At 69.5% G+C, this 16,279-nt stretch carries 17 protein-coding genes and 1 pseudogene; 8 read left to right on the top strand and 10 right to left on the bottom strand.

Annotation, left to right across the window (positions count from 1 at the left end):
* Window positions 1-13: 13 nt before the first annotated feature.
* The 5 genes from ABTZ94_RS16640 to ABTZ94_RS16620 are packed head-to-tail and all read right to left on the bottom strand — an operon-like array spanning window position 14 to window position 4,376.
* Window positions 14-649 (bottom strand): nucleoside/nucleotide kinase family protein, encoded by a 636-nt coding sequence (locus ABTZ94_RS16640; protein ID WP_351201704.1) that lies wholly within the window; start codon window positions 647-649, stop codon window positions 14-16.
* Window positions 650-660: 11 nt separating this feature from the next.
* On the bottom strand, window positions 661-1,386 hold the full coding sequence (locus tag ABTZ94_RS16635; protein WP_351201702.1) for a hypothetical protein: 726 nt from the start codon (window positions 1,384-1,386) through the stop codon (window positions 661-663).
* Window positions 1,383-2,012, bottom strand: coding sequence for a hypothetical protein (locus ABTZ94_RS16630; RefSeq protein WP_351201700.1), 630 nt, complete (start codon window positions 2,010-2,012; stop codon window positions 1,383-1,385). The genes ABTZ94_RS16635 and ABTZ94_RS16630 overlap by 4 nt, the downstream gene beginning before the upstream one ends.
* On the bottom strand, window positions 2,009-3,904 hold the full coding sequence (locus ABTZ94_RS16625) for a radical SAM/SPASM domain-containing protein (protein ID WP_351201698.1): 1,896 nt from the start codon (window positions 3,902-3,904) through the stop codon (window positions 2,009-2,011). The genes ABTZ94_RS16630 and ABTZ94_RS16625 overlap by 4 nt, the downstream gene beginning before the upstream one ends.
* A gap of 37 nt (window positions 3,905-3,941) precedes the next feature.
* Window positions 3,942-4,376 (bottom strand): NUDIX hydrolase, encoded by a 435-nt coding sequence (locus ABTZ94_RS16620; RefSeq protein ID WP_351201696.1) that lies wholly within the window; start codon window positions 4,374-4,376, stop codon window positions 3,942-3,944.
* 304 nt (window positions 4,377-4,680) lie between these two features.
* On the opposite strand from ABTZ94_RS16620, the gene ABTZ94_RS16615 reads away from it, so the two are divergent.
* The 6 genes from ABTZ94_RS16615 to ABTZ94_RS16590 all read left to right on the top strand — a co-directional run bounded on the left by ABTZ94_RS16615 (window position 4,681) and on the right by ABTZ94_RS16590 (window position 9,853).
* A complete protein-coding gene (locus tag ABTZ94_RS16615) occupies window positions 4,681-5,538 on the top strand; it encodes a helix-turn-helix domain-containing protein (RefSeq protein ID WP_351201694.1) in 858 nt (285 codons plus the stop codon).
* Complete coding sequence (locus ABTZ94_RS16610; RefSeq protein ID WP_351201692.1) at window positions 5,535-5,771, top strand: DUF397 domain-containing protein; 237 nt, start codon at window positions 5,535-5,537, stop codon at window positions 5,769-5,771. Before ABTZ94_RS16615 ends, ABTZ94_RS16610 begins: the two co-directional genes overlap by 4 nt.
* A gap of 163 nt (window positions 5,772-5,934) precedes the next feature.
* Window positions 5,935-6,507 carry an HD domain-containing protein gene (locus tag ABTZ94_RS16605; RefSeq protein WP_351201690.1) on the top strand — a complete coding sequence of 191 codons (573 nt, stop codon included), beginning with the start codon at window positions 5,935-5,937 and terminating at the stop codon, window positions 6,505-6,507.
* A 169-nt stretch (window positions 6,508-6,676) separates the two neighbouring features.
* A complete protein-coding gene (locus ABTZ94_RS16600) occupies window positions 6,677-6,805 on the top strand; it encodes a hypothetical protein (RefSeq protein ID WP_351201688.1) in 129 nt (42 codons plus the stop codon).
* 154 nt (window positions 6,806-6,959) lie between these two features.
* Window positions 6,960-7,394 (top strand): hypothetical protein, encoded by a 435-nt coding sequence (locus ABTZ94_RS16595; protein WP_351201739.1) that lies wholly within the window; start codon window positions 6,960-6,962, stop codon window positions 7,392-7,394.
* Between the two features lie 41 nt (window positions 7,395-7,435).
* Window positions 7,436-9,853, top strand: a complete 2,418-nt coding sequence (locus ABTZ94_RS16590; protein ID WP_351201686.1) for a tetratricopeptide repeat protein — start codon at window positions 7,436-7,438, stop codon at window positions 9,851-9,853.
* 287 nt (window positions 9,854-10,140) lie between these two features.
* Here ABTZ94_RS16590 and ABTZ94_RS16585 read toward each other — a convergent pair.
* The 4 genes and pseudogenes from ABTZ94_RS16585 to ABTZ94_RS16570 form a co-directional block, all read right to left on the bottom strand.
* Window positions 10,141-10,429 (bottom strand): annotated as a pseudogene (locus ABTZ94_RS16585) (hypothetical protein).
* A 75-nt stretch (window positions 10,430-10,504) separates the two neighbouring features.
* Window positions 10,505-11,032, bottom strand: coding sequence for a hypothetical protein (locus ABTZ94_RS16580; protein WP_351201684.1), 528 nt, complete (start codon window positions 11,030-11,032; stop codon window positions 10,505-10,507).
* A gap of 99 nt (window positions 11,033-11,131) precedes the next feature.
* Window positions 11,132-11,569 carry a hypothetical protein gene (locus ABTZ94_RS16575; protein ID WP_351201682.1) on the bottom strand — a complete coding sequence of 146 codons (438 nt, stop codon included), beginning with the start codon at window positions 11,567-11,569 and terminating at the stop codon, window positions 11,132-11,134.
* Window positions 11,570-11,572: 3 nt separating this feature from the next.
* Entirely contained in the window at window positions 11,573-12,514 is a 942-nt protein-coding gene (locus tag ABTZ94_RS16570) for a replication-relaxation family protein (RefSeq protein ID WP_351201737.1), read from the bottom strand.
* Between the two features lie 383 nt (window positions 12,515-12,897).
* Between ABTZ94_RS16570 and ABTZ94_RS16565 the strand changes: the two genes are divergently transcribed.
* A complete protein-coding gene (locus tag ABTZ94_RS16565; RefSeq protein ID WP_351201680.1) occupies window positions 12,898-13,566 on the top strand; it encodes a DUF3223 domain-containing protein in 669 nt (222 codons plus the stop codon).
* A 1,094-nt stretch (window positions 13,567-14,660) separates the two neighbouring features.
* Here ABTZ94_RS16565 and ABTZ94_RS16560 read toward each other — a convergent pair.
* A complete protein-coding gene (locus tag ABTZ94_RS16560) occupies window positions 14,661-15,227 on the bottom strand; it encodes a mobilome CxxCx(11)CxxC protein (protein WP_351201678.1) in 567 nt (188 codons plus the stop codon).
* 146 nt (window positions 15,228-15,373) lie between these two features.
* On the opposite strand from ABTZ94_RS16560, the gene ABTZ94_RS16555 reads away from it, so the two are divergent.
* A complete protein-coding gene (locus tag ABTZ94_RS16555) occupies window positions 15,374-16,141 on the top strand; it encodes a hypothetical protein (protein WP_351201676.1) in 768 nt (255 codons plus the stop codon).
* Window positions 16,142-16,279 lie beyond the last annotated feature (138 nt).

The raw sequence follows: 16,279 nt of genomic DNA, 5'->3' as shown, positions 1-16,279 counted from the left end.
GCGGGGACGCTCCTCATATTCGGGCCGCGGGCCGGGCGGCTTCGCGCAGCCGGTCCAGACACGCCGCGGCCAGCAGGTCGAGGTCGGTTTCGGTGGTGCACGGGTGGCGCAGTACCGGCAGGCCGGTGATGTCCGTCCAGGCCGTTGCGGCCTGTTCGTAGAGGCCGGCGAGGCGGGCGGCGGTCGCCGGGTCCTCGGCGAAGCGGCGGGCTGTCGGGCGGCGTTGCAGTCTGGCCTGGCACAGGTCGGGGTCGGTGGTCACCAGGACGGTGAGCGCGGCCCGGGCCGGGCGCACCTCGGCCAGGGAGCGCACGTAGTCCTCGGCCGGCCGGTGGTGCAGCAGGGCGAGCAGGCAGGCGGTCGACAGGGTGAGCCGGTCGGCGACCAGCGGGCCCATGGCCAGCGCAGGGGTGAGGTTGTGCCGGGCGTGGAGCTCCAGATCAGCGCGGGCGGCGGCCAGGGCCTGATCGCTGGTGGCGGCCGGGCAGCCGGCCCGCAGGCCGATGAGGGTGTGGGTGGCGGGCAGGGACAGCCAGGAAAACTGGCCGATGTGGCCCAGGGCGATGTGCGCGGCATGGGCGTCGGCGAGGAGCCGGTCGCGCAGCGTGCTCTTGCCCGCGCCGGCGATGCCTTCCAGGGCCAGCAGCATGGGCTTGCCTCTCAGTCCTTCTCGGCGATGAGCCAGCTGATGAACTTCGCGACCCGGCCGCTGGTGACCGGCTCGGTGCCGTGCGCGAGTTGCGATCCGTACAGCAGGGCGGTTCCGGGCGCGGGGCTGACGTTCCACCGAGTGCGGGGCATGGCGGCGAACCAGTCGGCGGAGTGGTCGGCGCCGTCGTGGGCGAGCCACATGCCGTTCGCGTAGTCGCTGTCCGGGTCGTGGTCCAGGCGCCTGTTCCACAGGCGGTCGCTGGAGGAACTCTCGACGTAGAAGGCACCGCCGGCCTGGGCCTGGCTGATCACAACGCTGATCCCGGCGATCTGCCGCGGCCAGGCGAGCGGGTCGGGGGCGATGCCGTCGAGGTGGCTGGTGATGCGCTGGCCGGGGCCGTACTCGACGTAGGTCCAGGGCCGGCAGGTGGTGATGGACGGCATGACGCGGGACAGCGCCGGGCGGGCCCGGTCGAAGGCGAGCTGGAGCAGGTCCTCGGCCTCGGCAGGGATCTTCGGTATCTCCACCCGCCCGGCCGGCTCGTACACGGCCATCGCCTGCTCCGGGGAGTGGCCTGGGATCTCGTGGATGGAGTGGGTGCGCTGCTCGCCGAAGCGGTCGCGCGACTCGGAGGTGAGGAAGGTGTGCATCACGGTGGCGAGTCGGTCTCCTTCCTCGGAGGTGAGGAAGTCCTCGATGCTGCCGGTGGCGACGGTTTCGGCGATGTGGATCACGTGGTGCTCCTCCTCGAATCGAGCACGCGGCGGACGTCGGCGAGGCCGGTGCAGTGGTTGAGCCAGCTGGCCACGGGGTGGCGGGTGGTGGCGGCCGGGTCCGCCCACAGGGCCAGCAGCTCGCTCGTGAGCGGCAGCGTGTCCACGTCGGGCAGTGCCTGCGGCGCCGGGGCGGCGAGGCCGCCGAGCGCCGGGCAGGCCGTGTGGTGTTGGGCGGCGAAGACCCGGGCGATCCGGTCCGCGGCCGCGGACCGGCAGTCCTTCACGAGCTGCGCGGTCGGGTCGCCCTGCCGGTAGGCGCGGTGTTCGGTCAGCGCCCATCCGCCGGCCACCGCCGAGGCGGCGGCGGCGACCCGGCAGGTCGCGCAGCACGCCCCGGCGGTGTTCGGGCACGGCCGGTGATGGGACGGAAGAGCGGTCGCGACGTCGACGAGCGCGTGCCAGGCCGAACCGGCGGGGAGAGCAGCGGCCGGACGCCGGCCGGGGGCCGATCCGTGGTTGCAGCAGACCGGGCCGTGCTGCGCCGGGGGGCCGGCGGGCAGTTCGGGCGCGATGTACAGGGCGTGGAAGTACACGATCCGCCCGAGCAGCTGGTGGATCGTCAGCGCGTCCGGGGCGGTGGTCACCTCCGTGCCTCCTGGGCCGCGGCCTGGACGGGCCGGGGCGCGGGGCAGGCGCAGTCGTGGCCGACGGTGGGGTGCTCGTCGGCGAGCGCGCGGACGAGCGCGGAGGTGGCGATGTCGACAGCGGCGAAGTACGCCGGCCAGCCGTACCCGGGGGCGGGCAGGAGGACCAGGTCGAGGACCGGGACGGTGCGCCTGCTTCTCTCGCACTGGAGTTCTGCGCGCCCGACGGTCGCTCGCACGGCGGGCGGCAGCGCGGGCGCGGCCGCGGTGACCCTGCGGCACAGGGCCGCGGCCGTCCGGGCGTACTGCGTGCGGTCGCGCGGGAGGATGCCGATCCGGCGTTCGGCGGGTGCCAGGTCGAGGCTGGTGTAGGGGTGGCCCTGGCAGCTGTCGTACGTGACGAGGCCCCACGCGTCGGTGACGGCGTCTACCAGGGGGCGGATGCCGGGTTCGATCGCCGCGCGCCACTGGGGGTGGGCGGGGTCCAGCTCGTCGGCCTCGTGGATGCCGGGCCGGCCGACGTTGTTGATGTTGCCGTGCGCGCTGGTGTGCAGCCGCACCGGAGGGCGGGGCGCGTCGGAGTCGTTCCAGCGGGCGAGGAAGGCGTCGATGTCGCGCATGCTGTTCGGCGTGCGGGGGCGCCAGCGGGTGGTGCTGCACCAGGCGCCGGCCGGGTGGGCGGGCTGCGCGAGAAGGGCGGCGATGCCGTCGATCATCCGCATCCGGTAGTCGCAGTAGGCGTCCTGGTCCCCGGCCTTCTCGTAGCGCACGCGGGTGGCGATGCAGCCTCCGCCGCACGTGGAACGGTAGTCGCAGGTGGTGCACCGCTCCATCAGGTCTTTGCCCTGGTTCAGCAGGGGCAGCCGACGTTGCGCGGCGATGATCCCCGCTTGGTCACCGGCCTGGTCGAGGCGGGCTAACTTGGCCTGCGGCCACGGCAGTTCGTCGCAGCTGCCGAACCGGCCGTCCGGGTAGAGCGTGAAGACGTGGTCACACTTGAGGTCGGAGAAGTGGCAGAACCCCGAGCCCAGTCCGCGCAGGCGCCGGATGGTGGAGACCGCCGGCTCCAGCTTCAGGCGCGCGAAGTACCCGGCGTGGATCCAGCGGGTGGTGGCGGCGAGCACGAACACCGCGTACGCCTCCGGGCTGATCGCCCAGGCGGGGCCGCCCGCCCCGTCGACGGCCGCCTGCTGGAGCTGCCGGCTCGCCGGGACGCGCTGCCCGGACGCGGCGGTGGGCCGCCGCACGGCGGTGTCGAAGCACGGCACGAAGCTGATCGCGTTGACGGCCTCGAACCCGGCCAGGTGGTCCAGGACGGCCTCGGCGCGGCCGAGGATGGCGGGGGTGACCGCTGCGATCACCCCGGCCGTGCGGCCGCGCTCGGCCAGGAGCCGCAGGGCCGCGGCGACGCGCGGGTAGACGGGCCTGCCGTCGTAGCCGACGCGCCACACGTTGCCCTTCGCGTCCCCGTCCAGGGAAATGCCGATCTGGAGGCCCGGGTACTCCGCGTCGAAGAGGTCCAGCCACTGCTCGTCCAGCAGCACGCCGTTGGTCTGCATCGAGACCCGGACCACGCTCGGCTGCGCGGCCAGCTCGCGCAGCACCTCGGCGATGCGCTCACGGCCCGCCGTCAGCGGCTCGCCGCCGTGGAGTTCCACGGCGAGGGGCCGCCCCGCGAAGAGCTCGGCGAGCCGCCGCACCTGGCCGGCGTCTATCCGGGCGCCTCCCGGGGCCTCCTTGCGCTTCTCGTAGCAGTACAGGCAGTCGATGTCGCAGGTCTCACCGCGCAACTTCAGAATCACCGACACGGCGCTGGTGGTGCCCTCGACGTCCAGGCCGCGGTACAGCTGCTCGATCTCGATCGGTCCATGCTGTTCGGTGGTGCGGTGCATCGGCTGCCTCCTGCGGTGGGCCGTGACCGGACGGGACTCAGTCGTACAGGCGTCCCAGCAGGGCGCCCTGGCCGGACTGCAGCACGTGGGCGGCCTCCAGCGGGATCCAGAAGCACTCAAACCGGGTCGGCTGCTGCTCACCGTCGTGGTCCTCCTGGCTGGCCCACCGCTCCGGCGTGGGCTCGGTCAGCTCCAGGTGGAATACGTGCCGGCGCTGCAACTCGAACCGGTAGGGGCTCATGTCGTACTCGGCCTCGCCGAGCTTCCGCACAATCTTGAAGTCGTTCAGGCCGGTCTCCTCCCCCGCCTCCCGCAGCGCCGCCGCCTCCGGCGTCTCCCCCGGGCGGATGCTGCCAGCCGGGACCTGGATGCCGACCTCCTCGTAGCTGTAGTCGGTGTGCCGGAAGACCAGCAGCTTCCCGTCGCGCACGACGTAGCACAGCACCTTGTCCTTGGTGACCTTCTCGGGCACGGGGACCCCCTTGTTGGTGTCGGATGCGGACGCGTCACGCGCCCGCTGTCATGAGTCACGGCCGCGCAGAACGGAGCAGCAAGCCGAAACCGGCCAAATGACCTTGAACCTAGATTCTGGGGCCGCGACACGATCAACGTGGCGTGATCGAGGTAGCACCGTCCGCAGTTCCGAGTCCGATAGTGACGGCCAACTACCCGTTCGGCAAGTGGTCTTGTAGGAAAGTCTTTCCTCCAGGAGATTTGGCATATTCACGAACTGGCTCGGGCGCTACCCTGGCCCCGAAACGGAAGAGGGGGTGGGCATGCCGGTCGAACCGACGCCCCGGCGCCGGCGCCTGGGTGCAGAACTCCGCCGTATCCGCGAGGCCCTGGAATGGACGCAGGAAGAGGCGGCAAGCCGTCTCGGGTACCGGGCCTTCTCGACGGTCAGCAAGATCGAGAAGGGGGTACAGGGCCTCAAGATCCAGCAGTTGCCGCACTTCTTCGAGGTGTACGACATCACCGACCCCGGCCTACGCGAAGGGCTGAGAGATCTGGTGCGCCGAGCGGGGGAAGTTGACTGGTGGCAGCGCTACGGGGGCGTCGTCGACGACCCCCTCGGTGACTACCTTTCCCTGGTGGAGAGCGCCAGCAGCCTGTTCGTGTTCAACCCCGCATCCATCCACGGACTGCTGCAGACACCGCTGTACGCACGAGCCGTGACCGAGGGCAGCCGGGCCTGGAAGACCCAGGAGGACATCGACGGCTTCGTGTCCATGCGCCAGGAGCACCAGAAGAACATGCTCGAGCGCGACCCGGCCCTGAAGATCTGGGCAGTCCTCCCTGAAGGACTGCTGCGTCAGGAAGTCGGCGGCCGGCCGGTCATGCGCGCCCAGATAGGCCACCTGATCGACCTCGCGCGCACCGTGCCCAGCATCACCATCCAGGTCCTGCCGCACCGGGTCGGCGCCCACGCCGGGATGGACGGCCCGTTCATGCTCATGTCCTTCCCCAACGGACGGGATCTCGTCTGCATCGAGTCCCTCCGCGCCTCCCTCCACCTCAACGAACCGTCGGCGGTGGAGGCATACCGCACCACCAGCGACCTGCTTAAATCTGACGCCCTCTCGCAGAAGGCGTCGCTCTCTTTCCTCACCACCATTGCCAAGGATCTTGAATGAACAAGAACGAACTCCACGCCACCTGGGTCGAGTCCCAGCTGCGTGACGCCCAGTGGCAGACCAGCAGCGAGAGCAGCGGCGGTACCAACTGCGTCCAGATCGCCTTCCTCGACCAAGGCGTCGTCGCGCTCCGCGACTCGAAGAACCCCGACAAGGCACCCCACCTGTTCACCGACTCCGAATACACCGCCTTCATCGGCGGCATCATCCGCGGCGAGCTCCGCCGCGGCTGAAACCGTCCTCCCTGAGCATCGGCCGGCCCCAGCCCACGGGGCCGGCCGTCTCCGTGAGAAGAGTTCTTCCGTGTGTACTCGCCTCTTGCCTATGCCGGTGATGTCGCGGCCTGACTCATGTCCGCTACGTTTTCGATCACAACCGCTGACACCGGAGGACCGCATGGCTGACGACACCACCCAGGGTACCGCGAGCTTCATCTCCGAGATGGGTGTGCTCAAGCGCGTCGCACGGACCGGCTGGTGGTTCACCGGCAACAAGCAGCCGGAGTCCGTCGCCGAACACTCCTTCCGCGTCGGGGTGATCGGCTCGGTGCTCGCCATGATGGAAGGCGCCGACCCCGCCCGGGTCGCGCTGATGTGCCTGTTCCACGACTCGCAGGAAACCCGGATCGGGGACATCCCACACATCGGCCGCAAGTACCTGCGTGCGGCGCCCAACGGCGAGGTGACTGCCGACCAGGTCGCCAACGCCCACCCGGCCGTCCGTACCGGGGTGCAGAGCGCGGTCGACGAGTACGAGGCCGGCGAGACGCCGGAGGCAGTCGTCGCCCGCGACGCCGACAAGCTCGAGTGCCTGGTGCAGGCGGTGGAGTACCGGGAGCAGGGCTACAGCCTCACCCAGAACTGGATCGACACCAGCCTCGCCTCGCTCAAGACACCGTCCGCGAAGGCCCTCGCGGACGCCGCGCTGAGCATGGACTCGCTCCAGTGGCAGCAGAACTTCCTGCCCTGACCGGCACCGTCCCCGGCGAGGCCCCCGGCGTGCCGGGGGCCTCTTGCCGTTCGGCTGGGGGGGTATGGCGCGAGGCGGTCTTGTGCCGCCTCGCGCCTGGCTGAGGCTTGGCTGATCACACACAGAGGGGGTACCTCGATGGGACGGTTCAAGCCCAAGAAGCAGCGGCGTGACCGGCAGCAAACGCGAGCACATCAACCGGTTCGGCGAGTACTCCACGCACGAGCTCGGCATCCAGCCCAAGGCGTACGAGACGAAGCTCAACGTGGACTTCACCGTGCTGCGCGAGGAGACCTGACCGCGGTCGGCCTGGGCTGGGCCGCATGAAGCGCCGACGGAGAACCGGATGCCTGTAGCTGGATGTATACCGGGCAAAGATGCTGTGTACACACCCGGTTGGACGCTACGGTTTCAGAACAACCGGCGTGCAGGGAATGAGAGTAGGGGGCGTGATGCTGCCTGAGGCGTTGACGGCACTGGCCGCAGCAGGGGGTACCACGGTGGTGCAGGCGGCGGGAAGCGATGCGTGGGAAGGGCTGCGCAGCCGGCTGGCGCGGTGGTTCGGACGCGGGGACACCGCGCGGGAACGCGGCGAGCTGGAGCGGCTGGACCGCAGCGCGGCCGAACTGGCCGCCGCCGGCACCGCCGGAACGGACGCGGCCGAGCGGGCCAGGACACGGCAGGAGACGGCATGGGCCACCCGCATCGAAGCCCTGCTCGAAGACATAGGCGACGAGCAGCGTGACCGGGTCGCCGCCGAACTGCAGCAACTCCTGGAGGAAGCCGCCCCCGCGGGCCTGGTGTCCGGCAACAAGTTCAATGACCAGACGGCATTCCAGGCCGGGAACTTCAACCGGCAGGACGTCCGCTTCGGCCCCCAGACATGACCAGACATGACCAGACTGGGGCGGGCCCGGCGGGTGAAGGCATGAACAACAACACATTAAACGGCCCCGCCTTCATCCAGGTCGGTGACCACAACACCCAGCACGTGCAGTTCGCCGTGGGGCCGCTGCCGCCGGTCGAGGAGATGCCGGCGGCAGCCGGGCCGGTGGGGGTCAGCACACACGTCCCGCTGTTCGTGGGACGCGGACCGGAGCTGGCCCGTCTGGAACAGGCCCTGGCCGCAGGACCCGGGGCGGTGGTGCAGGCCGTGCACGGTCTCGGCGGGATCGGCAAGAGTGCATTGGCGGCCCGCTACGTGGCCCTGCACGCCGACCGGTACTCGCAGGTGGTGTGGATCACCGCCGAGGACGCCGCCGGGATCGAGGCAGGCCTGCGCCGGTTCGCGCTCGCGCTCGAACCACAACTGGCCGCCTTGCCCTCGGAAGCACTGGCCGAACGCGCGACCTTATGGCTGGCTGCCCACCGGGGGTGGCTGCTGGTCCTGGACAACGTAACCTCACCGAAGGTCATCAGCGCGCTCCTAGGCCGCCTGCGCGGGGCTGGTGGCCGTTTCCTGGCCACCAGCCGCAGATCAAACGGGTGGAACCAGATCGGCGCAACACCGGTACCCCTGGATGTACTCGAACCCGACGAAGCCCTGACCCTGTTGGCCGAGACAATCGGCGCTACGCCCGGCGCCCTGGACGGTGGCGCCGAACTGTGTGCGGAACTGGGCTTCCTGCCGTTGGCCCTCACCCAAGCCGGGGTATACATCGCACAGAACCAGCCCGGGGACGAACCCACCGCACGTGAGTACTTGCAACGGCTGGCCGACCACCCAGCCCACATGTACGCAACCGGCGACGAGGACACCGACTCCGGGCGAGTTATCGCCCGGACCTGGAACATCACCCTGGACCGGTTCGACGGCACTCCGTTGGCCGGGCAAATCCTGCGTATTTTGGCTTGGTACGCCCCCGACCAGATCCCTGTCAGCCTCCTCGACCCCCTGGCCCCCCAGCCTGGCCTGGGCGAGGCGATCGGGAAACTGGTCGCATACAACATGCTCACTCGCGAGCCCGCCGATCCGCAGAACGGCCCGCATCTGAAGGTCCACCGCCTGGTACAAGCCGTCACCCGCACCCCCGACCCCACGGGCCCGCACCGCGACCCCGTCCTAATCGCACACGCCCGCGACCAGGCCACCACGATGCTTCACAAGGCGGTCCCCGGCGACTCGTCGGCCTGGAATCAGTGGCGGAGGGTCATCGCGCACATTCGCGCCCTGGCTGACAACACGCACAGGAATCCGGCCGCAGATAACGTCGAGACCGCTTCCCTGCTACAGCGCGCTGTGTTCTACCTCAGCGAGGAGAGCACTCGGGCCGAAGAAGAAGAAGTATGGCATGTCATGCGCGCCTACAGCGACAGAGTTGTGACCGCATATGAGCGGATTCTCGGTCCACGGGATAAGACGACCTTGGCCGCGCGTCGACAGAGCGCATGGTTCGTCGAAGATACGGACACCGTTAAGAAGGTGAGCGCAGATCTGGAGCGTGTTCTCGGTGCCGACGACTCCGCATTTTTGGTGTCGCTGCACGACCAAGCTTGGAGGCACCTGCATCGCGAGGAATTCGTGGCGGCGGAGAACATCTTCCGCCGGGCACTGGCCAGCCAGCAGCAACTTCCCGCCGAACGGGACAACGAGCTCGCAACACAGTACGGACTCGGTTTCTCCCTGTTCAGACAGAAACGCTTTTCCGAGGCCGCAGAAGTTCTAGCCGATTGTGTGCGGCGGCGTACGGCAGGGCTTTCCCCTCTGCATCCACACACCCTCATCACCAAGCGAATGCTTGGCGAGACCCTTTTATGCCAGGGTGGTCGGATCGAAGAGGCCCTGGGGATGCTACGGGAAACACTCGAAGCGCAGCAGAGCATCTTTCGGGAGGGTCACAGCGAGATCAAGGAGACACAGGCGTGGGAGGCGCGGGCCACCGCCGAGCAGGCGGTGGAGACCTTGCGTCGGCTGTCGGCAGACAACCCCGCCGCCCACAAACCTGGCCTCGCCACCGCACTGTCCGGCCTCGCTGCCCAGCGACTGAAAGTAGGGTGGTGGCGGGAGGAGGCACTGGCCCCCGCCGAAGAGGCGGTCGAGATCTACCGCCAACTTGCGGCAGACGACCCGACCGATTACGAAGGCGGCCTCGCCACCGCGCTGCACGCTTGGGCATGGGTGCGGTATCAAGCGCGGCAGGACTCGTCTGGGGCTCTGCAGGCGACGGGGGAAGCGATCGAGATCTTCCGCAAGCTCGTGGCAGCTACACCCGAGCGGTTCCTTTCACCGCTCTGCGCCGTGCTGGACCTGCAGGTGGATCTGCTCTTCAGGCTCGGACGCATGCGAGAGGCGAGGGATATCCGGGACTGGCTCGCGGCGAACGGCGCGGGTCGCATAAATGAGTAGTTCTGAGAGGGCGAGGGTGCAATGGAGCCACTCACTCGGCACCCGCACCAGCCCCGGACGCGCGAACACGGTCTCGGGGTAGGACGCGAGCAGTGCGTCTGCCTCGCTCGCCGCCGGGAGGATGTGCCAGTGCAGGTCACGCCGCCCCGCCGGCCATGCTTGCGCCACTCGCTCGAAGAAGTTCTCCATCGGCGTCCTCTCCCCTGGATCTTTCGCCAGAGCCTGCCACCTTCCATACCCTCATGTGCTGGATTCGCCAAGGACCGTGAGGTTCAAGGGGTGGGCTCTCAGGGCGTATCGCCGGAGTAGTAGAAGCGGCAGCTGACGCCGGGCCCGGGTGTGCGAGGTTCACCGGGGCGCGGGTCGTACAGGGCGCGGCCGCCGGGCCACCGCCCGAGCTCGGTGGTCAGGGCGACACCGTCGTCGACTTCCTCGGGCCGCCAGCCCGTGATGTCGAGCAGCAGTCCGTCCAGCGGCCCGCCGACAAGCGCGGCGTAGGGAGCGGGCCGGGGTGGGGTCGTCGTGGTCGTGGCCGTACACCCGGCCGCGCAGCAGCTGCTCGTCACCGTTGTTCATCCGTTCAGCCTGCCAGCCACCACCGACAGCGCGGGCTCCGATCTCCGCAGGAGGCCGGAGCCCGTCGCCGTGTGACTACTGAGTTTGGAGTGCGCCGCGGTCTATAAGGCCCTGAATGTAGGAAGGCCAGTCTCGCTCCAGGCTGGTGGTGATGGCGGCGTGGACGTCGGCGCGGACCTGCGGGGTGACGTGTTCGACGTCGCCGCCCGGGTAGTACAGGCGCACCCCGTCGCGGCTGGCGTCGCACAGGATGGCGTGGGCCTTCTGCACGAGCGTCATGTAGAGCTGCGGGACCGGGGCGTTGACGAGTTCGTCGATGACGGCTTCGTAGTCGGCTCCGAAGTCCGCCCAGTCCTTGCCCTGCTTGTCGAGCCAGAGGGTGACGTCGGAGAAGAAGACCGCTTTGCCCGGCCCGTCGTTCGGGTCGCGGGCCAGGCTGGTCGCGAGATCGAGCGCGATGCCGGCGCCCTTGCTGACGAGATGGCGGGGAATCATCGTCGGAGCGACGGCCACCGCGCACTCACCCCAGCCATCTTGGGTCTGCTCCGGCCATGGCAGTCCCAGTACGAGCCAGCCGTCCGGCGCCAGCAGCTTGTTGCTCACCGTGTTCTTCCCCCTCGGTAGTGGATGGTCCGCATCCGATCTTTCCGCCCCGGCCCGGCAGCGGACAAGACGTCCTCCGGCCGCCGGCCCGCGCTCCGGCTACCGGCGGCGGCCGAACAGGCCGCGGTTCTTCTTCGCCTCCGCTTCGGCCGCCTCCCGGGCTGCGGCTTCCTCCGCCTGGCGCTGCGCGGCTCGTTCCGCCTGCACCTGTTCATGGTGTTCGGTCAGGCACGGATCGCACAGCTCGCGGTGCTCCTGCGCCGGGTATCGCCGGACCGTGTCCCAGCGGTCGTCGGTGAACTTCGCTCCGCAGCGCCTGCACACGGGCCGCTGCGCCTCGCGGGCCGCGGCTTCGCGCTCCTTCTGGCGCCTGCGGAACTGCTCCATCTCCACCCGGTACAGCCGCTCACCGTCCGGGTTGTCCAGGGCCTCGCCCAGCGTCTGCCACTCCTCGCGGCCCAGCCGCCGCCACACCTTGCCTGCCGCACCCTTGGGGTCGGCGGTGATCCGCTCCAGCTCGGTGACGACCACGGGCACCGCCTAGTGGTAGTCGACGGCCGTGAACTGAGCGCCCGGGTACGCGGCGCCGGCGAAGTAGCGTCGGGCGGCCTGCTCCAGGCGCCGCATCCGGCTCGCGCGCTGCGCCGTCGTCTTGCCCGTGAACACGAACGCCACCGGCACGCAGCCCTCCCGCCCGGTCGCCGAGTAGATCCGCGACCACAGAGGGAAGTCGTGCACCGCCGCACCCTGCCGACGGGCTGCCTTCTCCTTGACCGCGTCGGCCTTCGGCGCCAGGAGCTCGAACCAGTCGCTGTAGCGGCGCACCTTGGCCACCAGGTCGTCGACGGGCTCGTTCACCCGGTCGACCTCCAGGAGCATCGCGGGCACGTCGGCGTCCGGGGCGCGCATCGTCAGGTCGGCGTACTGGGTGTACCCGTAGGGGAGCTTGTGGCCGATCTCGGTCTGCCAGGACAGCGGTGTGCCGAAGCCGGCCCCGGTGAGGACCGCGGCGGTCATCGTGATGGCGGCGGCGTGTTCGTCGAAGCCGTCGTCGACGACCGGGTTGCCGTGGGTGTCGTACTTCGGCTTGCGCAGCGCGGAGACCCGGACGTTCCCCGGCAGCAGCTGCTTGGCTTCCTTGTGCCCTTGCTCAGTGAGCACCCACAGCTGGTGGTTCGACTCCAGTCGTGTCTCCACCCGGACCTTCCCGTCGCCCTCGAGGGCGTTGAGGGTGTCCCTCGTGAGCCGGTCGTGCGAGTCTCCGGGGCGCAGCATGCACCACAGGTGTTCAGCGGTAGCCCTCTGGAAAATCCCGAGAGCCTTCAGCACTTCCTTCTTTCGGGTGTGGGTTGGCTTCCATGTCTGCTTCAAAGACCTAGAAGGGTTGTCGAACGCGTCGCGGGACCTTGACCGCCGGGGCTGACCTGCGGATACGCGTGATGCGGGCGAAGTAGCCGTGGAGGGGGTGATGGAGGGGCCCATGGAGGGGGCCTGCGGGTCCTTGTCCACGTCGCCGGCGGGCGTCTGGTCGGCGACGGCGTGCGGCTCGCGGGCGGGATCAGAGGTGTGGTCGGCGGGCACGGTGTCCTCGCATTTCTCCGGCCTGCCGGCCGGGACGGTGAGCGTCCGGCCCGCACGCCGATGTGCGGGCGGGCCGGGGCCACCGTGCGAAGCCACCCCTTGACCGCGGTCTGACCGCCGCCCGCCACCTATGCCCGTTACGTCCCTTGACCGCCCCCTTGTCCTCCCGATTTATCCGTGAGCGGCATCACGACCGGCTCCCTGTCCCCCGGCAGGCTGACAGCAAGGGCGAAGCCCCGCCCGGACCAGGAGATCTGCTCTAGCGTGAGCGCTCCCATCACCGCTTGGCAGAGGAGCTGAAGGTGCCCGAGGTCTGGATCGGCTCGCGCCGCTACGCGACGAAGAAGGCCCGCCAGGAGGCGGTACAGGCGATCCTGGGCCGCTACGGCCTCGGGCAGGTCGTCGACCAGGAGGGCGACGACCTGCTGCTGCGAGACCTGCTGGACATGCACCCCGACGCGGCGGACAAGGTCGGCCCGGGGGTCGACCGCTTCCGGATCATCCCCACCCCGCGCGGTCACCACAAGGGCCCGGAGGCGGTCCTGGTTGACGGCCGCAAGGTCGCCTTCTCGTACCAGAAGTGCCTGGACGCACCCACGCACCGCCAGCGCGTGCTGGCCGCGATGCGCACCGAGATCCAGCCGCAGGTCAACACCTACTACGAGTCCCGCAAGGCGTCCCACACGCTCGTGTCCGACGAGAGCGGCCAGCCCCTGGCTCCCGACGACACGCACGTCTCCTACTTCCGCGGCCCGCGCTTCCACGACATCGCGATGGAGTTCGTCCAGGCCGCCGGCGGCTTCGACGCCGTCGACCTGACCTCTGAGACGGCGCGGGGACTGGCCCTGTTCACCGACCGGACCCTGGCGGAGCGCTGGCACGCCCATCACCAGGAGCACGCCGTTCTCGGCCTGCTGTCGGCCAAGGAGAACCTCCGCCGCCCGAGCGTGTAGCGCCCTGTCCCCCACCGCATCGATGCACCGATGCCAGCGCCCGGAACGGGGCGGCCGCGGCCTGAGCCGAGCGGGAGGCCGACGTCCGGCGGGCGACGCGCGCCACGCGCACCGGATGTCCGGGGCAGCGGCGCGCGGGGGCGGACCGGTGCGTTGAGTTGCGCACGATGTAGCGCACTTCCCCACCCGGTGGAACTCACCGAGTGGACTCCACCCGCACCCGGTGCGCAACACGATGGCCTCCACTCCCCACTCGGTGCGGACGGTGTCGTGCACTCCACCCGGTGGAACGCACCGCGATGCGGGGGTGCACGGCATCGTCCGCGCCACGCACCGGCTCTACACACACTGACGGTGCGCGGTGCGCCGTGAGGGAGAGATCTCCCCTCCGCCACCGTGCATCGAGGGCTCGGTGCGTGCCGCCTCCGAAGGGGTAGCGGACGTGGTCAAGGAGAAACGTCGAAGATCTCGCGGAAACTCATGGCTGGACAAGGGTTGCTTTCCACTCGATGGGCTGGGTGGAATCCGGCGGCACACCTGGTCAAGGGGGGTGCATCGAGTGCACCGCATCCGATGCGCCGTCACCCTCTGTACGCGCACCGGGGGGAGCGGGCGGGAGTGGCGGCCACTCCCGTGCGCATCGTCCGGTGCGCCGGCACGGTGAGCGGCAGCGCACTGCATCGTCGGGAGGCGCACCGGTGCGCCTGATGAACCGCACCGTCAGCGCACCGATGTGCGCGATGAACCGCACCGCGCGCCGGACGCCGGGAGGTCCTGGACTCCCCCACCGGATGTTGAGCACCGGAGTGGAGTCCACCCGATGCGCACCACCCTGGTCTCCACTCTCCGAGTGGACTCAACTCCCGTCCGGCCCCACCGGGGGCACGGTGGAGTCCACCGTGCCGGCTCATCCCCGGCGGCGGCCCCGCGCGGTGCGCCACAGGTTCGGCCGGCCACCGGGGTACTGCCGTGAGCGGGAGCGACGCCGGACGGGCGGCGGCTTCGGCGACGGGTACAGCGCCGCCCGCAGCCGCGACGCGTCGGCGAGCTGCTCCAGGCGATCACGTTGCTCCGGCGAGAGGGACGACTGGCTGTTAGAACTGTCCGCAGACAGCGCAGTCGGATGGCTCCATCGTGATAGGAACCTGATGGCAAGCGGCGCACTGGCGCTGATACTTCCGAAGCGCGGCGCGCATGCCCATGCGGCGTTCCTTCTCTGTCACGCCTTTCTCGTTGTCCCTGTCCCGCCTGGCGGTGTCTTCGACGGTGAGTTTTTCGAACTGGGTCCGCAACGCCTGGTGCCCCGGGGGGTCTTCACCGAGTGCGGTGAACCTGGAGGCCAGCGTCTCGTTGGCTGTGGCTGAGGAAGAGGAGTAGGCCAGTTCCTCCGGCCATCGCTTGACGAGTGACCACAGACTCATGGCGAGTTGTACCGCTGCGACCACAGCCCCCACGGTCAGGACGACGCTCCAGTGCTCGTTCTGGCCGAACGTTCCTACCAGGGCACCGATGAGCAGCGGGACCGCCAGGCCGACCCAGGTCAGCATGTCTGTCCTGCTCTTCAGCCGGGCGGCCCGCTTCTGGAAGATGTGGCTGGTCCCATAGGCGTGCAGAGCCGCGTCCCAGCACCTGCGTCGGTAGTCATCGATGCCTGCCGCCATGCTTCCTTCTTGTTCGCAGTTCCTGACCGTCCGACGGAGGATCAGAGGTCATCGGAGTTTACTGGGGCGCCCGGCTGCGTCCCCACTGTCCATTCCGTAGGGGGCCGCTGGCGCGTGGCCGCGTAAGTGGGGCCAGAATCTCCGCCATGTCAGAAACCTTCTGGGTCGCCCTCGGCTCGATCGGCACCACCCTGGCCTTCGGTGGCGTCGTATGGCAGGGCTACCTCACGCGCGGAGCACTGAAGGTCAGCCAGCTCATGACCGCCGACGCCATCCGCAGCCGGCTCGATTCCCAGGCCCCAGGGGTCACCCTCAAGCTCAGTCCCCCGCCGTGGGATCCACTGGCAGCGACCAACTCGGGGATGCCGTGCAACCCCTGGCCCCACGGGCACACCTGGCACTTCCCCGCGGATCAGGACGGCGCCAACCGTCTGGTACTGCAGCAGGTCCTGGTCCTGGAAAATCTGAGCGACCGGCGCGTGCAGGCGCGGTTCGACGGCGACCTGGTCGTCGCCGATGAGGACAGGCGGCCCACTGCCGCCGGCGTCATCCTCCTGGAACCCGGCGAGACAAGCCGGGATGTGTACCTGCAACGCGAATTCACCGTCAAGGAACTCTCGGAGAACTTCACAGCAAGCGAGGTCGGGAGGGAGCTGCCGTACAAGGTGCTCGGCACGGTGACCGTGGAGGACGACCGTGACAACGGAAGTACGGACCGCTGGGGTCTGGTGCTGACCGGCTGCCCGGTCCAGCCGGTCCCTGACCGGGAGGGACTGTGGCGGATCGCTCCATGGCACCTGACCGAGGGGTCCGGGCTGCGCACCCTGCACTACAGCCTGCTGCCGTCGCGGCAGCGCATCCACTGGATCTCACGGGCCCAGGAAATCCAGCTTCCCGCTCCGGAAGGCGCATAGCGCAGGTATCGGGCGGCCGGACAGCCCCGACCGGAGAACAAGGCTTAGAGCCTGTCGGGTGGCCGGTTGGTTACGCTGCGATGAGGTCCTCGACGGTGCGGGCTCGTGCGGTCTTGCGGTGGGATTCATGGCTCCACC

This window comes from Streptomyces sp. NPDC002785 (assembly GCF_040295565.1).
Lineage (GTDB): Bacteria > Actinomycetota > Actinomycetes > Streptomycetales > Streptomycetaceae > Streptomyces.
This window is presented reverse-complemented; position numbering and strand designations above follow the sequence as displayed.